Origin of the sequence: Streptomyces sp. NPDC101234 (assembly GCF_044767525.1) — a bacterium.
GTDB lineage: Bacteria > Actinomycetota > Actinomycetes > Streptomycetales > Streptomycetaceae > Streptomyces > Streptomyces sasae.
This window is the reverse complement of sequence record NZ_JBIWOA010000002.1, coordinates 80,696-102,832: the sequence shown is the minus strand read 5'-3', so window position 1 is coordinate 102,832 and position 22,137 is coordinate 80,696. Positions and strand designations below refer to the sequence as shown.

Annotated in this window: 20 protein-coding genes and 1 tRNA gene; 17 read left to right on the top strand and 4 right to left on the bottom strand. The window is 72.9% G+C overall.

Translation table 11 applies throughout. The features are described from left to right. The first annotated feature begins 11 nt into the window (after positions 1-11). The 7 genes from ACIRR9_RS03760 (at position 12) to ACIRR9_RS03730 (ending at position 8,063) form a co-directional block, all read left to right on the top strand. Positions 12-1,763: an FAD-dependent monooxygenase gene (locus ACIRR9_RS03760; protein WP_403747175.1), complete on the top strand. Its 1,752-nt coding sequence runs from the start codon at positions 12-14 to the stop codon at positions 1,761-1,763. After that, complete coding sequence (locus tag ACIRR9_RS03755; protein ID WP_403747172.1) at positions 1,760-2,779, top strand: beta-ketoacyl-ACP synthase III; 1,020 nt, start codon at positions 1,760-1,762, stop codon at positions 2,777-2,779. The genes ACIRR9_RS03760 and ACIRR9_RS03755 overlap by 4 nt, the downstream gene beginning before the upstream one ends. 93 nt (positions 2,780-2,872) lie before the next feature. Beyond that, positions 2,873-3,136: an acyl carrier protein gene (locus tag ACIRR9_RS03750; RefSeq protein WP_384574657.1), complete on the top strand. Its 264-nt coding sequence runs from the start codon at positions 2,873-2,875 to the stop codon at positions 3,134-3,136. 5 nt (positions 3,137-3,141) lie between these two features. Further along, a complete protein-coding gene (locus ACIRR9_RS03745; protein ID WP_403748155.1) occupies positions 3,142-4,374 on the top strand; it encodes a beta-ketoacyl-[acyl-carrier-protein] synthase family protein in 1,233 nt (410 codons plus the stop codon). Positions 4,375-4,457: 83 nt separating this feature from the next. Next, entirely contained in the window at positions 4,458-5,423 is a 966-nt protein-coding gene (locus ACIRR9_RS03740) for an aldo/keto reductase (RefSeq protein WP_403258978.1), read from the top strand. Between the two features lie 33 nt (positions 5,424-5,456). Beyond that, a complete protein-coding gene (locus ACIRR9_RS03735; protein ID WP_403747169.1) occupies positions 5,457-7,238 on the top strand; it encodes a 3-hydroxyacyl-CoA dehydrogenase family protein in 1,782 nt (593 codons plus the stop codon). Positions 7,239-7,322: 84 nt separating this feature from the next. Further along, entirely contained in the window at positions 7,323-8,063 is a 741-nt protein-coding gene (locus ACIRR9_RS03730; RefSeq protein ID WP_403747167.1) for an HAD family hydrolase, read from the top strand. Here the strand turns inward: ACIRR9_RS03730 and ACIRR9_RS03725 are convergent. Further along, positions 8,023-8,952 carry a ScbA/BarX family gamma-butyrolactone biosynthesis protein gene (locus ACIRR9_RS03725; RefSeq protein ID WP_403258971.1) on the bottom strand — a complete coding sequence of 310 codons (930 nt, stop codon included), beginning with the start codon at positions 8,950-8,952 and terminating at the stop codon, positions 8,023-8,025. The genes ACIRR9_RS03730 and ACIRR9_RS03725 overlap by 41 nt on opposite strands. Positions 8,953-9,068: 116 nt before the next feature. On the opposite strand from ACIRR9_RS03725, the gene ACIRR9_RS03720 reads away from it, so the two are divergent. Then, the gene (locus ACIRR9_RS03720) at positions 9,069-9,755 is read left to right on the top strand and encodes a ScbR family autoregulator-binding transcription factor (RefSeq protein ID WP_403747164.1); all 687 of its coding nucleotides are present in this window, start codon (positions 9,069-9,071) and stop codon (positions 9,753-9,755) included. Beyond that, the gene (locus ACIRR9_RS03715; RefSeq protein ID WP_403747161.1) at positions 9,752-10,516 is read left to right on the top strand and encodes an HAD family hydrolase; all 765 of its coding nucleotides are present in this window, start codon (positions 9,752-9,754) and stop codon (positions 10,514-10,516) included. The genes ACIRR9_RS03720 and ACIRR9_RS03715 overlap by 4 nt, the downstream gene beginning before the upstream one ends. Positions 10,517-10,706: 190 nt before the next feature. On the opposite strand, the gene ACIRR9_RS03710 is transcribed toward ACIRR9_RS03715, so the two are convergent. Continuing rightward, entirely contained in the window at positions 10,707-11,456 is a 750-nt protein-coding gene (locus tag ACIRR9_RS03710; protein WP_403747159.1) for an SDR family NAD(P)-dependent oxidoreductase, read from the bottom strand. Positions 11,457-11,666: 210 nt separating this feature from the next. Between ACIRR9_RS03710 and ACIRR9_RS03705 the strand changes: the two genes are divergently transcribed. The 3 genes from ACIRR9_RS03705 (at position 11,667) to ACIRR9_RS03695 (ending at position 14,818) form a co-directional block, all read left to right on the top strand. After that, entirely contained in the window at positions 11,667-12,287 is a 621-nt protein-coding gene (locus tag ACIRR9_RS03705) for a TetR family transcriptional regulator (RefSeq protein ID WP_403747156.1), read from the top strand. Positions 12,288-12,584: 297 nt separating this feature from the next. Then, entirely contained in the window at positions 12,585-13,760 is a 1,176-nt protein-coding gene (locus ACIRR9_RS03700; protein ID WP_403747153.1) for an IS701 family transposase, read from the top strand. 251 nt (positions 13,761-14,011) lie between these two features. After that, entirely contained in the window at positions 14,012-14,818 is an 807-nt protein-coding gene (locus ACIRR9_RS03695; RefSeq protein WP_365340692.1) for an AfsR/SARP family transcriptional regulator, read from the top strand. Positions 14,819-14,850: 32 nt separating this feature from the next. Here the strand turns inward: ACIRR9_RS03695 and ACIRR9_RS03690 are convergent, their stop codons facing one another. After that, positions 14,851-15,789 (bottom strand): LysR family transcriptional regulator, encoded by a 939-nt coding sequence (locus tag ACIRR9_RS03690; RefSeq protein ID WP_384574627.1) that lies wholly within the window; start codon positions 15,787-15,789, stop codon positions 14,851-14,853. Positions 15,790-15,931: 142 nt separating this feature from the next. Here ACIRR9_RS03690 and ACIRR9_RS03685 point away from each other — a divergent pair, with 142 nt between their 5' ends. Together ACIRR9_RS03685 and ACIRR9_RS03680 are read left to right on the top strand one after the other, a co-directional pair. Then, positions 15,932-17,428: an MFS transporter gene (locus ACIRR9_RS03685; protein ID WP_403747151.1), complete on the top strand. Its 1,497-nt coding sequence runs from the start codon at positions 15,932-15,934 to the stop codon at positions 17,426-17,428. A 161-nt stretch (positions 17,429-17,589) separates the two neighbouring features. After that, positions 17,590-18,417 (top strand): MBL fold metallo-hydrolase, encoded by an 828-nt coding sequence (locus ACIRR9_RS03680; protein WP_403747148.1) that lies wholly within the window; start codon positions 17,590-17,592, stop codon positions 18,415-18,417. 146 nt (positions 18,418-18,563) lie between these two features. Here ACIRR9_RS03680 and ACIRR9_RS03675 read toward each other — a convergent pair. Further along, positions 18,564-18,647 (bottom strand) — tRNA-Leu (locus tag ACIRR9_RS03675). 407 nt (positions 18,648-19,054) lie between these two features. On the opposite strand from ACIRR9_RS03675, the gene ACIRR9_RS03670 reads away from it, so the two are divergent. The 3 genes from ACIRR9_RS03670 (at position 19,055) to ACIRR9_RS03660 (ending at position 22,120) form a co-directional block, all read left to right on the top strand. After that, positions 19,055-19,921, top strand: a complete 867-nt coding sequence (locus ACIRR9_RS03670; RefSeq protein ID WP_403747145.1) for an FhaA domain-containing protein — start codon at positions 19,055-19,057, stop codon at positions 19,919-19,921. 10 nt (positions 19,922-19,931) lie between these two features. Continuing rightward, positions 19,932-20,453, top strand: coding sequence for an FHA domain-containing protein (locus tag ACIRR9_RS03665; RefSeq protein WP_123975685.1), 522 nt, complete (start codon positions 19,932-19,934; stop codon positions 20,451-20,453). Between the two features lie 98 nt (positions 20,454-20,551). Then, positions 20,552-22,120, top strand: coding sequence for a Stp1/IreP family PP2C-type Ser/Thr phosphatase (locus tag ACIRR9_RS03660; RefSeq protein ID WP_403748153.1), 1,569 nt, complete (start codon positions 20,552-20,554; stop codon positions 22,118-22,120). Positions 22,121-22,137 lie beyond the last annotated feature (17 nt).

Here is a 22,137-nt window from a genome sequence, read left to right as displayed (position 1 = left end):
AAGGCACTGTCATGACGATCCCCCAGCGCGAGGGCCCCGACGAGCGGCGTCCGGTCCTGATCGTGGGCGCCGGCCCCGTGGGACTGGTCCTCGCCACCGAACTGCTCGCCCAGGGCATCGCGGTCCGGCTGATCGACCACTCGGCCGCCGGCCCCGTCCAGCACTCCCGGGCCAGCGTGGTCTGGCCGCGCAGCCTGGAACTCCTCGGCCGTATCGGCGCCTGTGAGCCGCTGATCGAGCTGGGCAACCGGCTGGACTCGGTGCAGTACTACTCCGACAAGAGGTTTCTCGGCGCCGTCGAGATGAGCCGGCTCACCGACACCCCGTACCCCTTCGGTGTGGTCGTCCCGCAGGACACCACCGAAGAGGTGATCCGCACCCGGCTGGCCGCGTACGGCGGCGAGATCGAGTTCGGCTCCCTCACCGGGCTCGACACCTCGGGGCCCCGGCCGGTAGCCGACGTGGAGCGGGCCGACGGGAGCACCGAGCAGATCGAGGCGGACTGGGTGGTCGGCGCGGACGGTGCGCGCAGCGCGGTGCGCCGCTTCGCCGGGATCGAGTTCCTCGGCACCGGGAACGACGTGCTGTTCGCCATCGGCGACGGCCCCGTGGCCGGCGACATGGACCCGCACGCGCTGGTCTACTGCTACTCCCGCTCGGGTGCGCTGGGCATCGCCCCCTTCGGCGGCGGCACGTTCCGGCTCGCCATCAGCGTGCCGGACTGGCGCGAGGAGCAGGGGCCGCCGCCCAGCCTCTTCCAGCGGTTCCTCGACGAGCGCTCCCCGCGGCCCGGCATCGTCGGCGAGCTGGAGTGGTCGACCATCTTCCGCGCCCGGCGCCGGGTGGCCGAGACCATGCGCGCGGGCCGCGTCTTCCTCGCCGGCGACGCCGCCCACGTGTTCAGCGCGGCCGGCGCGCAGGGGATGAACACCGGCATCCAGGACGCGGTCAACCTCGCCTGGAAGCTGGCCGGCGTCGTACGCGGCGCCTTCGAACCGGGCATCCTCGACACCTACGACAGCGACCGCCATCTGGCCGCGGAACGCATCGTGCTGACCACCGCCAAGCAGACCAGCTGGGGTCTGTTCAAACGACGCCATGAACTCGCCCTGCGCGACGGCGCCGTACGGCTGGCCCACCGGACCGGAGCACTGCAGCGGTTCGGGGCCCCGCTGATGGCACAGCACGACGTCAGCTACCGGCCGGCCGGGTCGCTGCGCGACACGCTGCCCGGCCTGACCCGCCGGCTCCGCGCCGGCGACCGGCTGCCGGTGTTCGCCGCGCACGGTGCGCCCCAGCCGGGCGCCGACCGCTGGCCCTCGATCCACCCGGCGCGGCTGACGCTGCTGCTGTGGGCCGGTGAGCGGCAGGACTCCGGTTGGGTGGCCGCCCGAGAGGCGGTGACCGCGGTCGCACCCGAGGGGGTGCCGGTGCGGGACATCTCCGCCTGGCCGGGCTTCGCCCCCTTGCTCGGCACGGCACCCAAGGCCGTCCTGGTACGGCCCGACGGGCACATCGCGGCGCTCACCGCACCGGAGCCCGCCGCGGTCCGTACGGCGCTGCGCCGTGCGGGCAGCACCTTCCGCCCCGGCCGTACCGCCGTGCCGGACGTCCAGGCCGCACGGCTGACGGCCGTGGCACAGCCCGCCGGCCGCACGGCCGGTGGCGGGAGCGACCGCCTGGCCGGTCACGCGGGCGAAGGACCCGCAGGTCACGGGGGCGAAGGACCCGCCGGTCACGAGGCCGGGGAGCTGGTCTCATGAGCCGCGCCGCGGTCCTGTGCGGACTGGGCGGTGCGCTGCCCGCGACAGCCCTCTCGAACGAGGAGCTGGCCGCCCGGCTCGACACCTCCGACCAGTGGATCCGCACCCGTACCGGGATCCGGCAGCGCCATGTCGTCGCCCCGGGCGAGGCCACCTCCGACCTCGCGGTCGCGGCCGGGGCGGACGCCCTGGCCTCGGCCCGCCGTACGGACGGGGACACCGCCGCCGACGTGGACCTCGTCGTACTGGCCACCAGCACGCCGGACCGGCCCTGCCCGGCCACCGCACCGGACGTCGCCCACCGGCTCGGGCTGAAAACGGTGCCCGCCTTCGACGTGGCCGCCGTGTGCACGGGGTTCGTGTACGCACTGGCCACCGCGTCCTCCATGATCAGCGCGGGGATCTCGGAGCGGGCCCTGGTGATCGGCGCGGACACCTTCTCCACCATCCTCGACCCGGGCGACCGCACCACCCGGGCCATCTTCGGCGACGGGGCCGGAGCCGTGGTGCTGCGGGCCGGCGAGGCCGCCGAGCCGGGGGCGCTGCTCGGCTTCGACCTGGGCAGCGACGGCTCGGGCGCCGACCTGATCACGGTGCGCGCCGGAGGTTCCCGGCAGCGCTCGGCGGACGGAGCCCCGCCCGCCTCGGACCACTTCTTCACCATGGACGGCCGGCCGGTGTTCACCCAGGCCGTGCTGAACATGAGCCGCTCCTCGCAGGCGCTGCTCGACCGGGTCGGCTGGCCGCCCGCAGAGGTGGACAAGGTCGTGGCGCACCAGGCCAACATCCGCATCCTGCACGCCGTCGGCGAGCAACTCGGCCTGGAGGACAAGCAGATCGTGGCCAACCTGGACCGGGTCGGCAACACCGTGGCCGCCTCGATCCCGCTCGCCCTGCGGGACGCCGCCGCCGACGGCGAGCTGCTGCCGGGCCACCGCGTCCTGCTCACCGGCTTCGGCGGCGGCCTCACCTGGGGCTCGGCCGCACTGGTCTGGCCGGAGCTGCACACCGGCTGACCCACGTACCGCATCACTCCATGTCGCTCCACGTCACTTCACATCACCCAGATCACCCAGATCACCCAGATCACCCACGAAGGGAAACCCATCATGAACACTCCCGTCATCGCCGCCCAGGAGTCCCTCAAGCACCGCGTCTCCGCTCTGATCAGCGAGAAGTTCGGCCTCGACGAGGCGGAACTGCTGTCCGGCGTCACCTTCGACGAGCTGGAGATCGACTCCCTCATCCTCGTCGAGCTGAGCCTGATCCTGCGCAAGGAGATGGACATCGTCCTGGTGGAGGGCGAGCTGAAGTCCTCCTTCACCCTGGACGAGGCGGTCGCCGTGATCCGTGCGAAGGCGGACCAGGCGTGAGCGGGGTGGCCCGGGGCCGCGGAGTCGCGGTCACCGGCATGGGCCTCGTCACCCCGGCCGGCATCGGGGTGGAGGAGAACTGGCGGCGCGTCCTGTCCGGCGTGTCCGCCGCGGCCACCGACCCCGAGCTGAAGGGCGAGAAGGTCGACATCTCCTGCCGGGTCCCCGGCTTCGACGCGACGGCCGAGCTGGGCCGGCGCACCGCCTGGAGACTGGACCGCTTCGCCCAGCTCGCCATCGTGGGCGCCCGGCAGGCGGTCGCCGACTCCGGCCTGGACACCGGGTCCTGGGACTGCACCCGGGTGGGCGTGGTCATCGGCAACTCACTGGGCGGCGCGACCACCCTGGAGAAACAGCTGCGCACCTACTTCGAGGGCACCCCGGAGGACGTGTCGGCGCTGATGATCCCCATGGGCATGGTCAACATGGTCGCCGGCTACGTCGCCATGGACCTGCGTATCCACGGTCCCAGCCTGGTCACCGCGACCGCGTGCGCGTCGGGGGCGTCCGCGATCGGCACGGCCCGCGAATGGCTGCTGTCCGGGCTGTGCGACGTCGTCCTGGCCGGCGGCACCGAGTCGGCGATCAGCCCCGGCACGCTCAACGGCCTGTCCCGCATGGGGGCGCTGTCGGGCCGCACCGACGAACCGGCCGCGGCATCCCGCCCGTTCGCGGCGGACCGGGACGGCTTCGTGGCCGGCGAGGGCGCGGCCATCCTCGTGCTGGAGCGGTGCGAGGACGCCACCGCCCGCGGTGCCCGGCGCTACGCGGACATCGCCGGATTCAGCGCCACGTCCGACGCACACCACGCCACGGCCCCGCATCCGCGGGGCGAGGGCCTGGCGCGCGCCCTGCAGTCCGCGCTGCGGGACGCCGGGGTGCTCCCCGACGAAGTGGAGCACGTCAACGCGCACGGCACCTCCACCCCGATGAACGACCTCACGGAGGCCCGCGCCCTGAACGCGGTGCTCGGCGACCGTGCGGCGGTCACCTCCACCAAGGGCGTCACCGGCCACACCCTGGCCGCGGCCGGTGCCGTCGAGGCGGCGTACACGGCGCTGGCGCTTTACCACGGAGCCGTGCCGCCCACCGCCAACATCGAGTCGGTGGACCCGTCGTTCGACGTCGACATCGACGTCGTCACGGGCGCACCACGGCACCGGCGGATGAGCGTCGCGGCGAGTACGTCCCTGGGCTTCGGCGGTCACAACGCCGCCCTGGTGCTCACCGCGGCCTGACGGCGGGGCCGGGGTCCCCGCCCCGGCCCCGCCCCCCGGCCAAGCCTCCTTGGCCAAACCCCCTGAACAGAATTGGAGTTCGTATGACCACGCGTCGCCTCGGCCCGACCGGGCTCGCCGTTCACCCCGTCGGCCTCGGCTGCATGGGGATGAGCTGGGGCTATGCCGAGTCCCAGCGTGACGACACGGTCTCGGTCGAGGTGATCCGGCGCGCCCTGGACGCCGGCCCGGTCCTGCTGGACACGGCCGACGCCTACGGCGAGGGCCACAACGAGACCCTGGTCGGCCGCGCCCTCGCCGGACGCCGCGGTGACGCCGTGGTCGCGACCAAGACCGGCATCGTCGTGGACGACCTGGCCACCCGGACCCTGAGCCGCGACGCCTCCCCGGAGCGCATCCGGCGCTCGGCCGACGCGTCGCTGCGGCGGCTCGGCGTCGATGTCATCGACCTGTACTACCTGCACCGCGTCGACCCCGCCGTACCGCTGGAGGAGTCCTGGGGCGCGCTGTCCGAGCTGGTGCGCGCCGGCAAGGTGCGCCATCTCGGGCTGTCCGAGGTGACCCGGGAGCAGGCCGGCACCGCCCACCGCATCCATCCGGTGGCCGCGGTGCAGTCCGAACTGTCCCTGTGGACACGGGAACCGCTCGACCCGGACACCGGGATCGCCGGCTGGTGCGCCGGACACGGTGCCTCCTTCGTGCCGTTCGCGCCGCTCGGCCGGGGCTTCCTCACCGGCCGCTATGCCCGGCCCGACGAGTTCGAGGCAGGCGACTTCCGGGCCACCAACCCGCGTTTCACGGGCGAGGCGTTCACCGCCAACCTGCGCATCGTGCGGGCGGTGCAGAAGGTCGCCGCCCGGTACGGCGCCACCACCGCCCAGGTCGCCCTGGCCTGGACCCTCGCACAGGGCGAGCACGTGATCCCGATCCCCGGCACCAAGCAACCCCGCTACCTGGCGGACAACCTGGCCGCGGCCGGCCTGCGCCTCACGGAGCAGGACCTGCGGGACCTCGGCGAGGTGCCCGCCGCCACCGGTAGCCGCTACTGACCCCAGCCCGCCCTCGACAGGCAGGAACACACCATGTCCGAACAGCTCGACCAGCAGGACGGCGCCGCCGCGCCGCCCCCGTACACCGTGGCCGTCGTCGGCCTCGGCGGCACCGGACTGGCCCTGGCGCGCCGGCTGGCCGGCGCGGGGCTCACCGTCGTCGGCGTGGACGACGACCCGGCGGCCCTGACCCGCGCCGGCCAACTGCCCGCTTCCGAGCGCCCCCGCACGGTGACCCGCTTCCCGGCCGGCGTCGCCGAGGCCGACCTGGTCATCGAGGCCGTACCGGAACCGGCGTCGCTCAAGCGGCAGGTGCTGGCCGAGGTGCGGCGGCACCGGCGGCCCGGCACCCCGGTGCTCACCACCGCGCTGACCACACCCCTCGCCGCCCTGGAGGACGCCGCGGGCCCCGGCCTGCTGGCACTGCGCTTCCTTCGCGCGGACGCCCTGGACGCGGTGGAGGTGGCCCGCGCCCCAGGCGCCGGGGATGCCGCGGCCGAGCGGGTCGAGCGGGTTCTGGCGGCGGCCGGGATCACGGCGCACCATGTCGTGGACCGGCCCGGCTCGCTCGCCCCCGGCCTGCTGTTCGGCCTGCTCAACCGGGCCGCGTGGATGGTCCACGACGGGTACGCCACCGCCGAGGCGGTCGACACCGCCGTGCGGCTGGGCTGCGGCTGGAGCCAGGGGCCGCTGGCCGTGCTGGACGCCATCGGCCTGGACACGGCACGAGACGTCCTCACCGGACTCACCGGACTCACCGGGCCCGGCGGGCCGGGAGCCGGGCACGCGGCACCGGCCCCGGTGCTGGACGAGCTGATCGCCCGGGGCTCGCTCGGCCGCAAGACGGGCCGCGGCTTCCACCGGTACGACGCGGGCGACGAGCCGCGCCGCCCGGCCCTGCCGACCGCGGCGCCCGGGCGCCGGGTGGCGGTCGTCGGCTCCGGGACCATGGCCACCGGCATCGCCGAGGCGTTCGTACACGGCGGTTTCGAGACCGTGCTGCTGGCCCGGACGCAGGACAAGGCGCGGGCGGCCGCGGAGCGCGTGGAGTTCGCGCTGCAGCGCAAGGGTGCGCACGACGAGCCGCGGCGGGCACGCTTCACGGCCACCGCGGACCGTTCGGTGCTGGGCGCGGTGGACATCGTCGTCGAGGCCGTGGTGGAGGACCTGGAGGTCAAGCGGCGGCTCTTCGCCGAGCTGGGCGAGATCTGCGCGCCGCGCACGCTGCTGGCCACCTCCACCTCCAGCCTGCCGGTGGCCGCCTGCACCGAGCCCGCGGGCCGCCCCGGGGACGTGCTGGGCCTGCACTTCTTCAACCCGGCGCCGGTGATGCGGCTGGTGGAGCTGGTGCCGGCGCACGGCACCAGCGAGCACACCCTGGCCCGCGCCCGCGCGGTCGCCGAACAGCTCGGCAAGCAGACCGTGCAGTGCGGTGACCGGGCCGGGTTCATCGTCAACGCGCTGCTCTTCCCGTATCTGAACCAGGCCCTGGAACTGCTGGACGCGGAGGGGACGACGACGGTCGCGCTGGACGCGTCCGCGCGGGCGGTGGGCGGCCAGCCGCTCGGTCCGGTACGGCTGCTCGAGACGGTCGGCACCGACGTCGCCCTGGAGGTGCAGCGCCGGCTGTGCGCCGCCCCGGGCGGCCGGGCACCGGAACCGGCCGCACTGCTGGAGCAGTTGGTGGCCGCCGGTCACCTGGGCCGCAAGACACCGGGCCGCAACACCCGGACCTACCTGACCGCCCGCACGGCAGTCCCCGCCCGCACCACAGCCCCCGTCCGGGCGGCCGCCCCGGTGTCGGCCGTCGCCTGATCCCGCCGGGCCGCGGCCCGCCCTCCCCGGTCAGGGCCGCCGCCCGGTCCCCGCCTCACACCCCCGCACGGAAGGCGCTTGCCCATGTCCGTCTGGCCCGACTCTTCGAACGACCCTGTCGAGATCGCCTTCTTCGATGTCGACGAGACGCTGATCACCGTCAAGAGCATGTTCCGGTTCCTGGAGTTCCACTACCGCGAGCGCGGCCTGCCGCCGTCCGCCTACGACGAGGCCGCGGGCGCGCTGCGGCGCAGGTCGGCGGCGGGCGTCTCGCGGCTGGTGACCAACCGCGAGTACTACCGGCTGTACGCGGACCGCCCGCGCAGCGAGCTGTTCGCGCACGGCCGTGCCTGGTTCGACGCGGAACTCGCCGGCGGCACGCTGCTGCATCCGCCGGTGGTCTCCGCCCTGCGCCGGCACCGGGCGCAGGGAGCGCTGATCGTGCTGGTGTCGGGCTCGTTCCGGCCGTGTCTGGAGCCGCTCGCGGAACTGCTCGGCGCGGACGAGATCCTGTGCAGCGAGCCGGAGTACGTGGACGGTCGCTGCACGGGTCAGGTGGACCGTCCGGTCATCGGCGTGCAGAAGGGCCGGCTGGCGCGCACGCTGATGCGGCGGCGCGCGGTGTCCCCGTCGCGCGCCGCCGCCTATGCCGACCACGCCTCCGACCTCGATCTGCTCCGCTCCGTCGGCCGTCCCTTCGCCGTCGGCGACGACATGGTGCTCGGCGCCCATGTCGCCGGGGTGGGCGGCGGCACGCTGCCGGGGGTCGGCCGGACGGCGGGCGTCAGCCGACCGGCTCCTTGGCGACCGACACCAGCGCGGTGAAGCAGAGCCTGTCGTCCTGGTGCATCGTCACCAGCAGCCGGGCCCGTCCGAGTTGGTCGTCCGGCAGGAGCTGGGCGTCCACCCGGCAGGGGGAGTCGAGCTCGACGTAGCGGTGGAAGATGGTCTCCATCGCCTCGGCGACGCCGGCCCGGGGGTGCCGTACGGCGCGGGCGGCCTGCTTGGCGGCCTCCAGCAGCAGGATGCCCGGGGCATGGTCGCTGGGGTGGTCGAAGTACATCGGGTGGCGGGTGTCGATCCGCAGCTGCCAGCGGTCGCGGGCGTCGGTGGGCGAGAGCACCGCGTCCCGGAACTCGTCGCTGGTCCCGGAGACCGGGGGCGGCAGCGGGCGGCTGCGGGCCAGCTCCAGCATCCGGTGGGCGTCGCCGTGCGGGCCGCGCAGCCGCTCGTAGATGGCGGGCGACTGGATGCTGAACCGGGTGTGGGCGGTGGCCAGCTGCTCGCCGTCGCGCAGCACCGTGATGTCCAGGGACAGGCCCGAGACCCGGCCGCGCCGGCGGACCACGTCGTGGCAGCGGACGTGCAGATCGGGCCGGCCCCCGGTGCCGCCGTCGCGCAGGGCCGTCAGGTTCAGCGTGTAGCGGTACTCGTCCCAGAGCAGACGGTCGCCGAACGGCACGGCGTAACCGGCGTGTGCCAGCAGCGGAAACGTCTGCCGAATCGTCTCGGTGAGCAGGACGGCCCCGTCCTGGTGGCTGTGCCGGGTGGCCGCGAGTCCGCTGGTGTCCGTCCAGTCGGCGGCGATGAGGAACTCGTCCTCGGCGAGGCGCCTCAGCCCCGAGAGCAGCACCTGGTCGGCATCGTGCTTGTGGACCAGGTCCTTCGCAACCCGGGCCGGCCTCGAAACGGCAGCCGTGATCGTCTCGTTCATATGGATCCCCCTGTGTCCGAACGCTGAGAAACACTGCACCCCGCGCGCTGGCGGAGTGGCGCCACGGCACGTAACATAGAGGACGTTCTTTTTTTTGTCGAGAGCGGGGCGCAGCCATGCCACCAGCCAAACAGGAACGCGCACTCAAGCAGGAGCGCGCCATTCACACCCGCGAGCAGCTCTTGAAGGCGGCGGCGGAGGTCTTCGACGAATACGGCTACGCCGGCGCCGGGATCAGCAAGATCCTGCAGCGCGCGGGGGTGACCGCGGGGGCGCTCTACTTCCACTTCAAGAACAAGCAGAACCTCGCGGTGGAGGTGATGAACGCCCAGCGGGGCACCATCGAGCCGCATGTGCCCTCCACGGGGCTGCAGCGCCTGGTGGACATCACCCTCATCTGGTCGCACTCGCTCCAGGCCGACCCCGTGCTGCGCGCGGGCGTCCGGCTCACCGGCGAACAGGCCACCTTCGGGCTCGCCGACGCCACGCCGTACACCGTGTGGGCCCGCAGCTTCGAGGAGTGCCTGGTGGCGGCACGGGAACAGGGCGAGCTGCGCGAGCACGTACGGCTCGACGAGCTGGCCCAGTTCATCGTCGGCGCGTGCACCGGTATGCAGGAGTACGCGCAGGTCGTCTCCCGGCGCGCCGACCTGCCGCACCGCACGGTGAGCATGTGGCACCTGCTGCTGCCCGGCATCGCCACCGGCCCGGCGCTCGACCGGATCGAGAACAGCGAGGAGCGCGCGCTGTCCCTGTGGACATCCGTGAGCGCGCCCGACAAGGGGGAGGGAACCCGATCATGACCGACCGGCTGCACCGACTGAGACTGGCCGCCGTCAACATCGACGGCGTCCTGCTCAACGACACGTTCAGCCCGCTCATCCACCGGTTCGTCACCCGCCGCGGGGGCACCTACTCGGCCGACGTCGAACGCAGCGTCTTCTCCCAGCGGCAGGCCGACGCCGGACGCGCCATGGCCGCCGCGGTACCGCAGCGGCTGACCGGCGAGGAGGCCCTGGCCGCCTACTTCGAGGAGCGCGCCACCTATCTCGTCGACCATCCCGTCGAGGTCACCGAGGGGGCGGGGCCGCTGCTGGAGCGGCTGCGCGCCGCCGGACTCCAGGTGGTCTGCTACGGCGGACTGGACAAGTCCCACTTCGACGAGCATCTCGCCGCGTACGCCGGGATGTTCACCCCGCCCGGCTATGTCTGCACCAACGATGTGCGCCCGGGGCTGCGGGAGATCACCGCACAGTTCGGGCTGGAGCACGGCCAGGTGCTCTTCATCGACGACGTGGCCCGGGTCGCCGAGGCGGCACGAGCCCTCGGCGCCCCGTTCATCGGGCTCCCCAGCAGCTTCGAGCACAGCCACCAGGCCGAACTGATGCGGCAGGCCGGGGTGCGCCATCTCGTGGGCTCTCTGGCCGACATCGACGTCACCCTGCTGCGCACGGTGGACGCGGAGGCGGAGACCGGCACGCTCTGGTCAGGGCCGGCGGCGGAATCCACCTCGGCACCCGCGGAGTCCGCCGCGATGGCCGCGGAGCCGGCGGTGGCCCGCTAGGGCCCTCCGGGAAAGTGCGTGCCAGGCCTGTGTGCCGGGCCCCGCGCCGCCGGGCAGATCCAGAAGACACCCCTGCCCTGCGGCTCCGGGGCCGCCGGGGCGCCGCGTCCACCGCGCGCCCCGGCAGCCCGGCTCCCCGGCAGCTCCCCGGCAGCTCGTCGGCCCGGCGGCACCTGCCGCCCGTCGGCGTCTAGACGGCCAGCGTGCCGCCCTCGACCGGCAGGGTCGCGCCGGTCACGAAGGACGACGCGTCGCTGCACAGCCACAGGGCCGCCCGGGCCACCTCCACCGGGGCGGCGAACCGTTTCTGTATGGCCCGGGCGAAGAACGTCTGCTCCACCCCGGGCAGTTGCTCGATGACCGACTCCATCATCTCGGTGAGCGTGCTGCCCACGGCCAGCGCGTTGACCCGGATGTTCCGGTCCCCGTACGACGCCGCCGCGGCCTTGGTCAGGCCGATCACCGCGTGTTTGGAGGCCACATAGGGTGCTCCCACGCCGGTGGCGATGAGGCCGGCCACACTCGCGGTGTTGACGATCGTGCCGCCGCCGGTGGTGAGCATGGCGCGGATCTGGTGGCGCATGCAGTTCCACACGCCCCGGACGTTGACGTCCATGACGGCGTCGTAGTCGTCGTCCGACATCTCGTGCAGGTCCTGGCCCAGTGCGGTCCGCCCGGCGTTGTTGAAGGCGGCGTCCAGGCGTCCGAAGCGGTCGACCGTCGTCTCCACGACCCGTGCCACGTCCTCGCCCCGGCGTACGTCCGCGGGAACGGCCACCGCCCGGCCGCCCCCGGACTCGATCTCCTCGGCCAGTGAGCCGAGCTGCTCGTGGCGGCGGGCCGTGAGCACCACCCGCGCGCCGTGCTCGGCGAAGAGCCGTGCCGCCGCTGCGCCGATGCCCGACGAAGCCCCCGTGATCATGACTACCCTGCCATCCATTTCGCACATCTGATCGATCATGGCGGGCAGTCAAGCAGCCGGGCGACGGACCGTCAGCCGGATCCTGTGCGTCCTTACCAGCCAACCTGCCAAGAACGTTCCGAGCTGCCCGTTCGCCGGACCTCTTGGGTAATTCTTGACCTACGCTGGACGCCGTTCCGGACGGCATCCAGGCCGTCGAACGGGACGGGAGAGGGTGTGCGAGCGCAGGTGGCGAAGCAGGAGAGGGCAGAGCAGACCCGGCAGCGGATCGTCGAGGCCGCGGCCGCCGAGTTCGCCGAGCACGGCTACGCCGGCACCTCCCTGCACCGGATCGTCAGCTCGGCCGGGGTCACCACGGGCGCGCTGACCTTCCACTTCTCCAGCAAGTCGGCCCTGGCGGACGCCGTCCAGGAGGCCGGTGCCGCCGCCACCCGCGCGGTGGTCCACGAGGCCGCCGCCGCACCGGGGCTGCAGGGCGCGCTCGCGGAGGTACTGGCGCTGGCCGACGCGCTGCGCACCACGCAGAGCGTCCGGGCGGCCGCCCGGCTGACCCGTGAGGGCCATGGCACCGACCCTGGCTGGTACGACTCCTGGGCCGGCGGCCTGCGCGAGTCGCTGGAGCGGTCCTGGCGCGAGGAACGACCGGACGGCGGGCTGACCCCGGTGATGGCGGGCTCGCTGCTCTCCCACGTCCTGCTCGGCGTCGAGGCGACCTCCGCCGCGCCGGACGCCCTGCGCGCGCTCACCGGCGACGGCCCCGAGGAGAGCCTGGCGCAGGCCCTGACCGCGCTGGGCACCCTGCTCACCCGGGACACCCCGGCCACCGCCCGGACGGGCACCGCGGACTGACGGCCCGCCGACATCCACAGAGCCCTGCTCCGGCCCGATATCGTCACCGAACGCACCGTTCCGCACACATAAAGTGTCACCGCACTCCACACGCAGGCCGTCCCCACACCCCGCACCGGGAGATTTCCGCGCCCGGTCCGACAGTCGCGGACGCCACCCCCGCCGCAGCTCAGACCCCCTGAGCACACTCCCGCGCGCACATCCGGGCCATCCCCTCACACCCGCCTTCCCGACGCCCGCCCTAGAAACATAGCGAATGTTCTCTATACTTCTGGGGTCGGAAGAGAGGAGCTACCCATGCATGCGGCCAAGGACCACGCCGACGTTCCCGGCGCGGCGGTCCCCGCCCCGCCGGCCCACCGGCTCTTCGCCCATATGCCGCGGGCCGACCAACGGCGATGGGCCGGCGTGTATCTGAAGGGGCTGCTGACCACCCAGGGCAAGAAGTCGCTACGGCGCCTGGCGGCCTCGGTGACTCCGTCGCCGACCGCCCCCCAGTCCCTGCAGCAGTTCGTCAACGACAGTGCCTGGCGGTGGCGACCGGTCCGCGCCGAACTCGCCCGCTGGATCGCCGAGCACACCACCGCGCACGCATGGACGCTCTCCCCCGTGGTCATCCCCAAGCGGGGCGAACTGTCCGCCGGCGTCCACCGGCGCTTCGTGCCGGCCCTCGGACGCACCGTCAACTGCCAGCTCGCCATCGGCGCGTTCCTCTCCGGCGAGCACGGCGACCTCTCCGTGGACTGGCAGCTGTACCTGCCACGGCGCTGGACCGAGGACGACCGGCTGCGGCTGCGGGCCCGTATCCCCGACACCGCCGGCCACGACTCCGCCGCCGGGCTGTGCCTCGCGCTCGCCGACCGGCTGGCGCAGACCACGCCCGGCACCCTGCCGGTGGTCGTCCACACCGACGGGCACATCGACGCCAGGACCGTGATCGAGGGGCTGGACGCACGCGGCCTGGCCTGGATCGTGGCCGTGCCCGACGCCCTGCCGCTGTCCCTCGCCCGGGCGGCGGACCCCCACCGGGCAGTCGGCGGGGCGGTCCCCCACCCGGCTCCGGAGCCCGCACGCACCCTGCTGCGCCGGCACACCGGGCCGCACACCACCGCCTCCGCCCCCGGCTGCCCCCGGCCCGGCACCCTGCCGGTGCTGCTGCCCTCACCCGTCGATCCCCGGCCGGCCCTGCTGGTCGGCGCCCGGACCACCGCCACCACCCGGCCCGGCCGGATCTGGCTGACCAACCTGCCCCCGGCACGGCACGCCCAGGCCCTCGATCTCATCTGCTCCGCCGACGCGGCCCGGATCGGCGCCGCCGAGACCGAGATGGGCCTGCACGACTTCGCCGGCCGTTCCTACCCCGGCTGGCACCGCCACGCCACGCTGGTCTCCGTCGCCTCGGCACACCGCAGGCTCGGGCACGACCTGTGCCCGGCGGGCGGTGGCCGCTCCCGCACACCGGGCCACGGCTGACCGCCACCGCACACCAGCAGCTCGGCATCGTACGAATGCCGGCAACTCTGCGCCGTACGGACACCGGCAGCTCGGCGCCGTACGACGGCACGTGACCGCCGTGACCCGGCCCGCGCCCGCCGGCCGACGGCCCGTCCTCCCCGCACGCACAGCACCACGGGAAGCCTGCAGCGGCGCAGGGTTCCTGCCGATCTGTTCGCCCGCACACCGCCCGCCGCGCCGGACGGTGCCGCCCACCTTGAGGAGGGGCCGTGGAGTTCCGTGTCCTCGGACCGATCGACGTCCGCGAACAAGGGCGTGACGTCACGCCCAGCGCGCCCAAGCAACGGCAGGTGCTCGCTCTGCTCATGGCACAGGCCAACCACCGTGTGTCGGTGCCGGCGCTGCTGAGCGAGGTCTGGGACGGCGAGCCGCCCCGCACCGCCACCACCGCCCTGCAGACCTACATAGGGGCGATACGCAAGGCGCTGGCCGCCGCCACCGGCACCAGCGCCCGGGACATCGCCGACCACCGCCTGGTCACCGACGGAAACGGTTATGTGCTGCGGCTGGCGGACGACGAATGGGACCGGCCGCGCTTCGAACGGCTGGTCCTCGAGGCCCGTGGCCTGCTGGAGAGGAGGGAGACGCACAGCGCCACCGAAGTCCTCGGCAGGGCACTGGCGATGTGGCGCGGCGCGCCCTTCTGCAACGTCCGGCACGGCAGCCGGCTCACCACACAGGCCCGGGTGCTGAACGAGGCGCATCTGGCCGCCTGCGAGGTGCGCATCGACGCCCTGCTGCTGTGCCGGCGCTTCCAGGAGGCGGTCGGCGAGGCCGTCGCCCTGGTCGGCGACCACCCCTACCACGAGAACCTGCACGCCCAGTTGATGCGCGCGCTGTACGCCTCGGGACGCCGTGCCGCGGCCCTGGAGGTCTACCAGTCGCTGCGCCGCCGGATGACCGACGACCTGGGCATCCCTCCCTCGCCGTCCACCACGACCCTGCACCATGTGATGCTCCAGGACCGCCCCGACCAGCGCTACCTCGCCGCCGTAGGAGCCGGGGCGCTGTCCTGACCCGGAGTCACCGAACGGCCCCGGACGGCCCCTCAGGCGCCGTCGCCCTCCCACAGACTCTCCACGGCGTGCGACGGGCCGCCCACCGCACGGACGTGCCCCATCGCCGCCTGGACGAAAGCACGTAGCCGGGCCGTCTCGTGTCCGGTGGGCCAGATGAACGCGTAGTCGATGCGCGGGGCGTCCGAGAACGGCTTGAAGACCAGACCGGGCCGGCTGTAGTAGTGCGCGCCCGCGGCCGCCACCGGCGTCACGCCCTTGCCGGCGAGGACGAGGGAGAGCGCGTCCTCCCAGTGCGTGATCGCCTGCCCGTGCGGGATGGGCCGGCCCGACGGCGTCTGCCGCGGGAAATGGTGGTCCAGCCATTGTGCCGACACGTTCCCGCCGACCGTCAGCAGCGTCGCCTCCGCCAGGTCCTCCACGCTCACCGCATCGCGCCGCGCGAACGGGTGCGCCGACGACATCAACAGCACCCTGGGCTGCGACACCAGCACCGGACCCAGCGTCAGATCCGGCTCGGTCACCGGTGGTTCGGTGACCTGGAGCTCTACGTCCCCGGCGCGCAGCGGCCCGTAGGGGTCCGAGATCTGCACCTGCCGTATCTGCACGTCCACGCCCGGATGCCGGCGGCCGAACACCTCGGCGACGCTGTGCAGCAGATGGCCCGTGAACGCGCCGGAGAAACCGATCCGCAGTGCGCCGGTGACACCGCGGCCCGCCGCCATGGCCTTCGCGACGGCCTCCTCGATCCCCTGCCAGGCCGGCGCGATGTCGTCCCTGAGCTGTTCCCCGATGGCGGTCAGCGTGACATGGCGGCTGGTGCGCTCGAACAGTCTGGCGCCGATCCGGCGCTCCAGCCGGGCGATGGTCTGGCTGACCCTGCTCTGCGACACCCCCACGCGGTCGGCGGTACGGCCGAAGTGCAGCTCCTCGCCGAGAGTCAGGAAGATCTCGATCTCCTGGCGTTCCATGACCGAATCCCCGCGCCCCTCATTTCCGCGACCTTGGACGATGAGCCCAGCGAATCGATCGTTGCACAGATCGTTCTTGTTGCGCAGGTCCCCCGATTCGAAGCTGGTCAGGCCATACGGATCGTCAGGAAGGACCCCGCTCATGGCCGTCACCGAATCCTCGCCCCCCACCGAACCCGCCCGCGACGTACGCGCACCGGCCGGTCCCGCCGCCGAGGCGGCCGCCGCGCCGGCCGCGCCGGCGACCGCCTTCTCGTCGCGCGAGTGGCTGGTGCTCCTCACCCTCTGCTGCGCCACCTTCATGTGCGGCCTGGACTTCTCCATCGTCACCGTCGCCCTGCCCGACATCGGCAGCGGCCTCGGCTTCTCCTCCGCCGGCACGCTGCAGTGGGTGGCCACCGCCAGCCTGCTGCCCTCGGCGAGCCTGCTGCCGCTGTTCGCCCGGGTCGCCGACCTGATCGGCCGCAAGCGGCTGTTCACGCTCGGCGTCGCCGTGTTCACCCTGTTCTCGCTCGGCGCCGCCGTCGCGAACAGCCCCGGCGTGCTGATCGCCACCCGCATCGGCCAGGGCACCGCTGCCGCGATGATCGCCCCGGCCGCCATCGCCCTGATGACCGGCTACTTCACCGAGGGCCCCAAGCGCGCCCGCGCCCTGGGCCTCAACGGCGCCGTCATGTCGCTGGGCTTCGTGCTCGGCGCGCTCGGCGGCGGCATCATCACCAGCGGCTTCAGCTGGCGCTGGACCATGGTCGCGCTGTGCGTGATGGGCGTCCTGGCAATGGCCGGCGCGGTGAGCCTGCCGGCGATCCGCGAGTCCGGTGCCGCGAAGCGGATGGACATCCCCGGCGCGATCCTGGCCACGGCCGGTCTGTTCGGACTGGTCTACGGCATCTCCAACGGCGGCGACCAGGGCTGGAGCCGCCCGGCGGCCTTCGGACCGATCGTCGGCGGCCTGGTGCTGCTGGCCGCGTTCCTGCTGGTCGAGCGGCGCCACCCGGAACCGCTCGTGCCGCTGTCGGTGCTGAACCGGCCGACCGTGAAGTGGTCGGGGCTGTTCGGTGTCATCACCTTCGGCATGTGCGCCGGCACGACCGTGCTGCTGAGCCTGTACATGCAGGACGTGCTCGGCTTCACCGCCCTGCAGGCGGGTCTGAGCTACCTCGGCGAGGGCGCGGCCGCGACCCTCGGCGGCATGTACGTCGCGAAGCTGCTGGGCCGGTTCGGCGGGGTGAAGGTGCTGAGCGCGGGCCTGCTCATCCAGGGCGTCGGCACGGTCGCGATGTTCGCCCTGCCGGTCCACGTCAACCTGGCCGCCCTGCTCGTCACTTCCTCGGTCATGGGCCTCGGCCACGTCTTCAGCGTGGTGTCCTTCATCACCATCATGACCTCGGGGGTCAGCGAGCAGGACCAGGGCGTCGTCGGCGGCCTGTCGCAGCTGCCGCAGTACGTGGCCGCGATCGGCGTCTCCGGGCTCAGCGCCATCGCCGCCGCCCGCACCAACGCCCTCGCCTCGGGCGCCTCCCCGTCCCGCGCCGACATCCTGGGCGGACTGCACGCGGGCATGGTCACGGCCGGTGTCGTCGTCCTCGCCGGTGCCCTGCTCGTCGGCGCCACGCTCCGCAAGCGGACCGCGGCGTAGGCCGTCCCGTGCCCGGCACCCGGCGCCGCCCGCCGGCGCCGTCCGCGCACCCGGCGCGTCCGTCCGCCCCGATCCGGCGGACGGACGCGCCGCCCCCGTATCCGCGCCGCCCCGTATCCGAGCCGCGCCGGGCGCCGTCGCCGCCCGGGAGGAGACCAACCGTGAACGACAGCCGACTGCGCAGGCCCTCCGCGGTGCGCACCCTGCGCGTGGGAGAGCTGAAGGTCAGCTATGTGCCCGACGGGGCCATGCTGCTGAAGCCGGCCGGCTCTCTGCCCGCAGCCCCGGACCGGCACGGGGCCGGGTACGGGGCCTACCTCAACGACACCCGCCGGCTGGTCGCCAACACCGGCGGCCTGCTCGTCGAGCACGGCGGCCGGGCCCTGCTGATCGACGCCGGGTTCGGCCCGCGCGCGGTGCCGGAGGACCCCGGCCACCCCTACCGGGGCGCGGTGCACGGCGGCGCGCTGCCCGGCAACCTGGCCCTGCTCGGACGGCCGCCGCAGGACATCGAGACCGTGGCCTTCACCCACCTGCACCCCGACCACATCGGCTGGGCCTGCGTCGAGCCGGCCCTCTTCACCCGGGCCGCCTTCCTGGTCCCCAAGGGCGAGTGGGACCAGCGCGGCCCCGCGGCGACGGCCATGGAATCCCGGACGCGGCTGGTGCTGCCCGGCGAGGAGATCTTTCCCGGTGTCCACGCGCTGGCGCTGCCCGGCCACACCGCGGGCCACACCGGCTTCGTCATCGCCTCCCGCGGCACCCGCCTGCTGGCCTTCGGCGACGCCCTGCTCTCCCCCCTCCAGGTACGGCACCCCGAGTGGTCCGCCGGCCACGACGACGACCCCGCCCAGTCCGCACGCCACCGCCGCCGTCTGATCGCCGAGCTTCGACGCCCGGACACCCTGGGCTTCGGCATCCACTTCGCGGACGTGGTCTTCGGCCGGGTACGACCGCACGGCGAAGGGGCGGCCTGGCAGCCGCTGTGACGAGTCGCGTCCGTGACATAGCTCACGGACGCGACCAGCCGCGTCCGGCCCCGGGCTGTGCGATCCCTCACAACCCGAGCACAACGAGAAACGGGCCCCTGCCGTGACTTCCGTCACCGGCAGAGACCCGTTCATCGGTATCTCTGTGCGCGAGGGGGGAGTTGAACCCCCACGCCCTTGCGGGCACTGGAACCTGAATCCAGCGCGTCTGCCTATTCCGCCACCCGCGCATTGGGTGTGTCCTCCGGTCCCGGCCCCGTGTTTTTTGCGGGCTGGCCCCTTCCGACATCCAGAACACTAGCACGTGGGACAGGGTGGGTTCACATCCCCTTTTCCTGGGCAGCGGCCACCCGGCGACCACGTACCGGGCAGCCGTCGTTCACGTATCAACCTCGTACCGGTCCTGCCCATCTGCCCAGGAGGCGGATCGGGTCCACAGTCAGGTGCGGGACACTGGTCGTAGGCCACCTCTACGATCCTGTGCAGAAGACACGCGGATCCTTGACAGGAGAAGCGCGCGGAGGAGTTCGAAGGGGAGCCACTCGGGGAACCGGCTGATTGCCGGGCGCGTGGATACGATCAGTGAGCGGTAACGGAAGCAGCAGCAGTACGGGCAAGGCGACAGAGGAGGTGCCCTGTGGGAGTCCTGAAGAAGTTCGAGCAACGTCTCGAAGGTCTGGTCAACGGCACCTTCGCCAAGGTGTTCAAGTCCGAGGTCCAGCCCGTGGAGATCGCCGGCGCACTGCAGCGCGAGTGCGACAACAACGCGACCATCTGGAACCGCGACCGGACCGTCGTACCCAATGACTTCATCGTGGAGCTGAGCGCCCCCGACTTCGAGCGCCTCAGCCCCTACTCCGGGCAACTCGGCGACGAGCTCGCCGGAATGGTCCGCGACTACGCCAAGCAGCAGCGCTACACCTTCATGGGGCCGATCAAGGTCAACCTGGAGAAGGCCGAGGACCTCGACACCGGCCTGTACCGGGTGCGCAGCCGTACGCTCGCCTCCTCCAGCAACCAGCAGGCCCCGGAGCGCGCCCCCGCGAGCGGCGCCCCGCAGCGGCCGGCCGGCTACGGCTACCCGCAGCCGGGCTCCGGCGCCCCGCCGATGCCGAGCGCACCACCGCCCGGCGCCCCGCAGCGCCCCGGCGGCTACGGCTACCCACAGCCGACCCAGCCCGCCGGCCCCTCCGGACCGGTCGGCGCCCCGGCGCCCGGCTCCCGTACCCGCTACTGGATCGAGATCAACGGCACCCGCCACCAGATCTCCCGCGCGACACTCGTGCTGGGTCGCAGCACCGAGGCCGACGTGCGGATCGACGACCCCGGCGTCTCCCGCCGGCACTGCGAGATCCGGACCGGAACGCCCTCGACGATCCAGGATCTCGGATCCACCAACGGCATCGTGGTGGACGGGCAGCACACCACCCGCGCTACGCTCCGCGACGGCTCGCGGATCGTCGTGGGCAACACCACCATCATTTACCGGCAAGCCGAAGGGTGAAGCGGGGGCAATGTCAGAGCTGACCCTCACGGTCATGCGGCTGGGTTTCCTGGCCGTACTGTGGCTGTTCGTGATCGTGGCCGTGCAGGTCATCCGCAGCGACCTGTTCGGTACGCGCGTCACCCAGCGCGGATCGCGTAGGGAAGAAGGACGCCGGCAACAGCCCGCCGCCCGGCAGCAGGCCGCGCCCCCGCAGCAGCGCGCCCAGCAGCCCGCGAGCGGCGGACGCCGGCGCAACGCCCCCAGCAAGCTGGTCGTCAGCGAGGGCACCCTGACCGGGACGACCGTCGCGCTCCAGGGCCAGACCATCACCCTGGGCCGCGCCCACGACTCCACGATCGTGCTGGACGACGACTACGCCTCCAGCCGCCATGCCAGGATCTACCCGGACCGCGACGGCCAGTGGATCGTCGAGGACCTCGGGTCGACCAACGGCACGTACCTGGACCGGTCCCGGCTGACGACTCCCACACCGATCCCGCTGGGCGCGCCGATCCGCATCGGCAAAACCGTCATCGAGCTGCGGAAGTAGTGCTACATCATGAGTAGGCGCGAGCGGAGCGAGCACGCAGCGGCGGACCGGACGCCGGTCCTTTGCGCGCTCCCGACCGGAGGGTGGGCACCGTGCGGATGTATCCGGAGCCGACGGGCGAGGTGCGCATGAGTCTGTCACTGCGCTTCGCCGCCGGATCGCACAAAGGCATGATCCGGGAAGGCAACGAGGACTCCGGTTACGCCGGTCCCCGCCTGCTCGCCATCGCCGACGGCATGGGCGGCCAGGCCGCCGGCGAGGTCGCCTCCTCCGAGGTGATCTCCACCCTGGTCACGCTCGACGACGACGTGCCCGGCTCCGACATCCTCACCTCCCTCGGCCACGCCGTGCAGCGCGCCAACGACCAGCTGCGCGCCATGGTCGAGGAGGACCCGCAGCTGGAAGGCATGGGGACCACCCTCACCGCCCTGCTGTGGACCGGCCAGCGCCTCGGCCTGGTGCACGTCGGCGACTCCCGCGCGTACCTGCTCCGTGACGGCGTGCTCACCCAGATCACCCAGGACCACACCTGGGTGCAGCGGCTCGTCGACGAGGGCCGCATCACCGAGGAAGAGGCCACCACCCACCCGCAGCGCTCCCTGCTGATGCGCGCGCTGGGCAGCGGCGAGCACGTCGAACCCGATCTCTCCATCCGCGAGGTCCGCGCCGGCGACCGTTACCTCATCTGCTCCGACGGACTCTCCGGGGTGGTCTCCCACCAGACCCTGGAGGAGACCCTCGCCAGCTACCAGGGCCCCCAGGAGACCGTGCAGGAGCTGATCCAGCTCGCCCTGCGCGGCGGCGGCCCCGACAACATCACCGTCATCATCGCCGACGTCCTCGACCTGGACACCGGCGACACCCTCGCCGGACAGCTCTCCGACACCCCGGTCGTGGTCGGCGCCGTCGCCGAGAACCAGCAGCACCTGCACGACAACGGCTTCATGCAGACCCCCGCGGGCCGCGCCGCGAGCCTCGGCCGCCCGGTCCCCGGCCAGGGCGGAGGCGGCGAGTTCGGCCCGCCCGGCTCCGACGACACCGGATACGCCCCGGCCGGCAGCTACGGCGACTACACCGACGACGACTTCATCAAGCCCCGCAAGGGGCGGAAGTGGCTGAAGAGATCCTTCTACAGCGTGCTCGCCCTCGCCGTCATCGGCGGGGGCATGTACGGCGGCTGGCGCTGGACGCAGACGCAGTACTACGTCGGCGCCAACGGCGAGCACGTCGCGCTGTACCAGGGCATCAGCCAGGACCTGGCCTGGGTCTCGCTTTCGAAGGTGCAGCAGGACCACCCCGAGATCGAACTCAAGTACCTGCCGCCGTACCAGCAGAAGCAGGTCAAGGCCACCATCGCCGAGGGCGGTCTCCCCGACGCCCAGTCGAAGGTCCAAGAGCTGGCCGTGCAGGCCTCCGCCTGCCAGAAGGAGTCGGAACGCACCGCGTCCGAGTCCAAGGCCAACTCCAAGACGGGCCAGGGCCAGGCCGGAGGCACCACGGGAACCACCAAGACCTCTCTCACGTCCAAGGCCTCGCCCGCACCGTCGAAATCGACGTCCTCCACGGCGTCACCGTCCCCGTCCACCTCAGCGACCGCCACTCCCAGCCCCGGCCCCACTCTCTCGGAGGATGAGCAGAAGGTCGTCTCGCTGTGCGGTAAGCAGTAGGCAAGCCGTGAGAGGCC

Excerpts from the sequence above, each read along its gene's own strand:
- ACIRR9_RS03760 (WP_403747175.1), top strand. The coding sequence starts at position 12 with ATGACGATCCCCCAGCGCGAGGGCCCCGACGAGCGGCGTCCGGTCCTG.
- ACIRR9_RS03755 (WP_403747172.1), top strand. The coding sequence starts at position 1,760 with ATGAGCCGCGCCGCGGTCCTGTGCGGACTGGGCGGTGCGCTGCCCGCG.
- ACIRR9_RS03750 (WP_384574657.1), top strand. The coding sequence starts at position 2,873 with ATGAACACTCCCGTCATCGCCGCCCAGGAGTCCCTCAAGCACCGCGTC.
- ACIRR9_RS03740 (WP_403258978.1), top strand. The coding sequence starts at position 4,458 with ATGACCACGCGTCGCCTCGGCCCGACCGGGCTCGCCGTTCACCCCGTC.
- ACIRR9_RS03735 (WP_403747169.1), top strand. The coding sequence starts at position 5,457 with ATGTCCGAACAGCTCGACCAGCAGGACGGCGCCGCCGCGCCGCCCCCG.
- ACIRR9_RS03730 (WP_403747167.1), top strand. The coding sequence starts at position 7,323 with ATGTCCGTCTGGCCCGACTCTTCGAACGACCCTGTCGAGATCGCCTTC.
- ACIRR9_RS03725 (WP_403258971.1), bottom strand. The coding sequence starts at position 8,952 with ATGAACGAGACGATCACGGCTGCCGTTTCGAGGCCGGCCCGGGTTGCG.
- ACIRR9_RS03720 (WP_403747164.1), top strand. The coding sequence starts at position 9,069 with ATGCCACCAGCCAAACAGGAACGCGCACTCAAGCAGGAGCGCGCCATT.
- ACIRR9_RS03715 (WP_403747161.1), top strand. The coding sequence starts at position 9,752 with ATGACCGACCGGCTGCACCGACTGAGACTGGCCGCCGTCAACATCGAC.
- ACIRR9_RS03710 (WP_403747159.1), bottom strand. The coding sequence starts at position 11,456 with ATGGATGGCAGGGTAGTCATGATCACGGGGGCTTCGTCGGGCATCGGC.
- ACIRR9_RS03700 (WP_403747153.1), top strand. The coding sequence starts at position 12,585 with ATGCATGCGGCCAAGGACCACGCCGACGTTCCCGGCGCGGCGGTCCCC.
- ACIRR9_RS03690 (WP_384574627.1), bottom strand. The coding sequence starts at position 15,789 with ATGGAACGCCAGGAGATCGAGATCTTCCTGACTCTCGGCGAGGAGCTG.
- ACIRR9_RS03685 (WP_403747151.1), top strand. The coding sequence starts at position 15,932 with ATGGCCGTCACCGAATCCTCGCCCCCCACCGAACCCGCCCGCGACGTA.
- ACIRR9_RS03665 (WP_123975685.1), top strand. The coding sequence starts at position 19,932 with ATGTCAGAGCTGACCCTCACGGTCATGCGGCTGGGTTTCCTGGCCGTA.
- ACIRR9_RS03660 (WP_403748153.1), top strand. The coding sequence starts at position 20,552 with ATGTATCCGGAGCCGACGGGCGAGGTGCGCATGAGTCTGTCACTGCGC.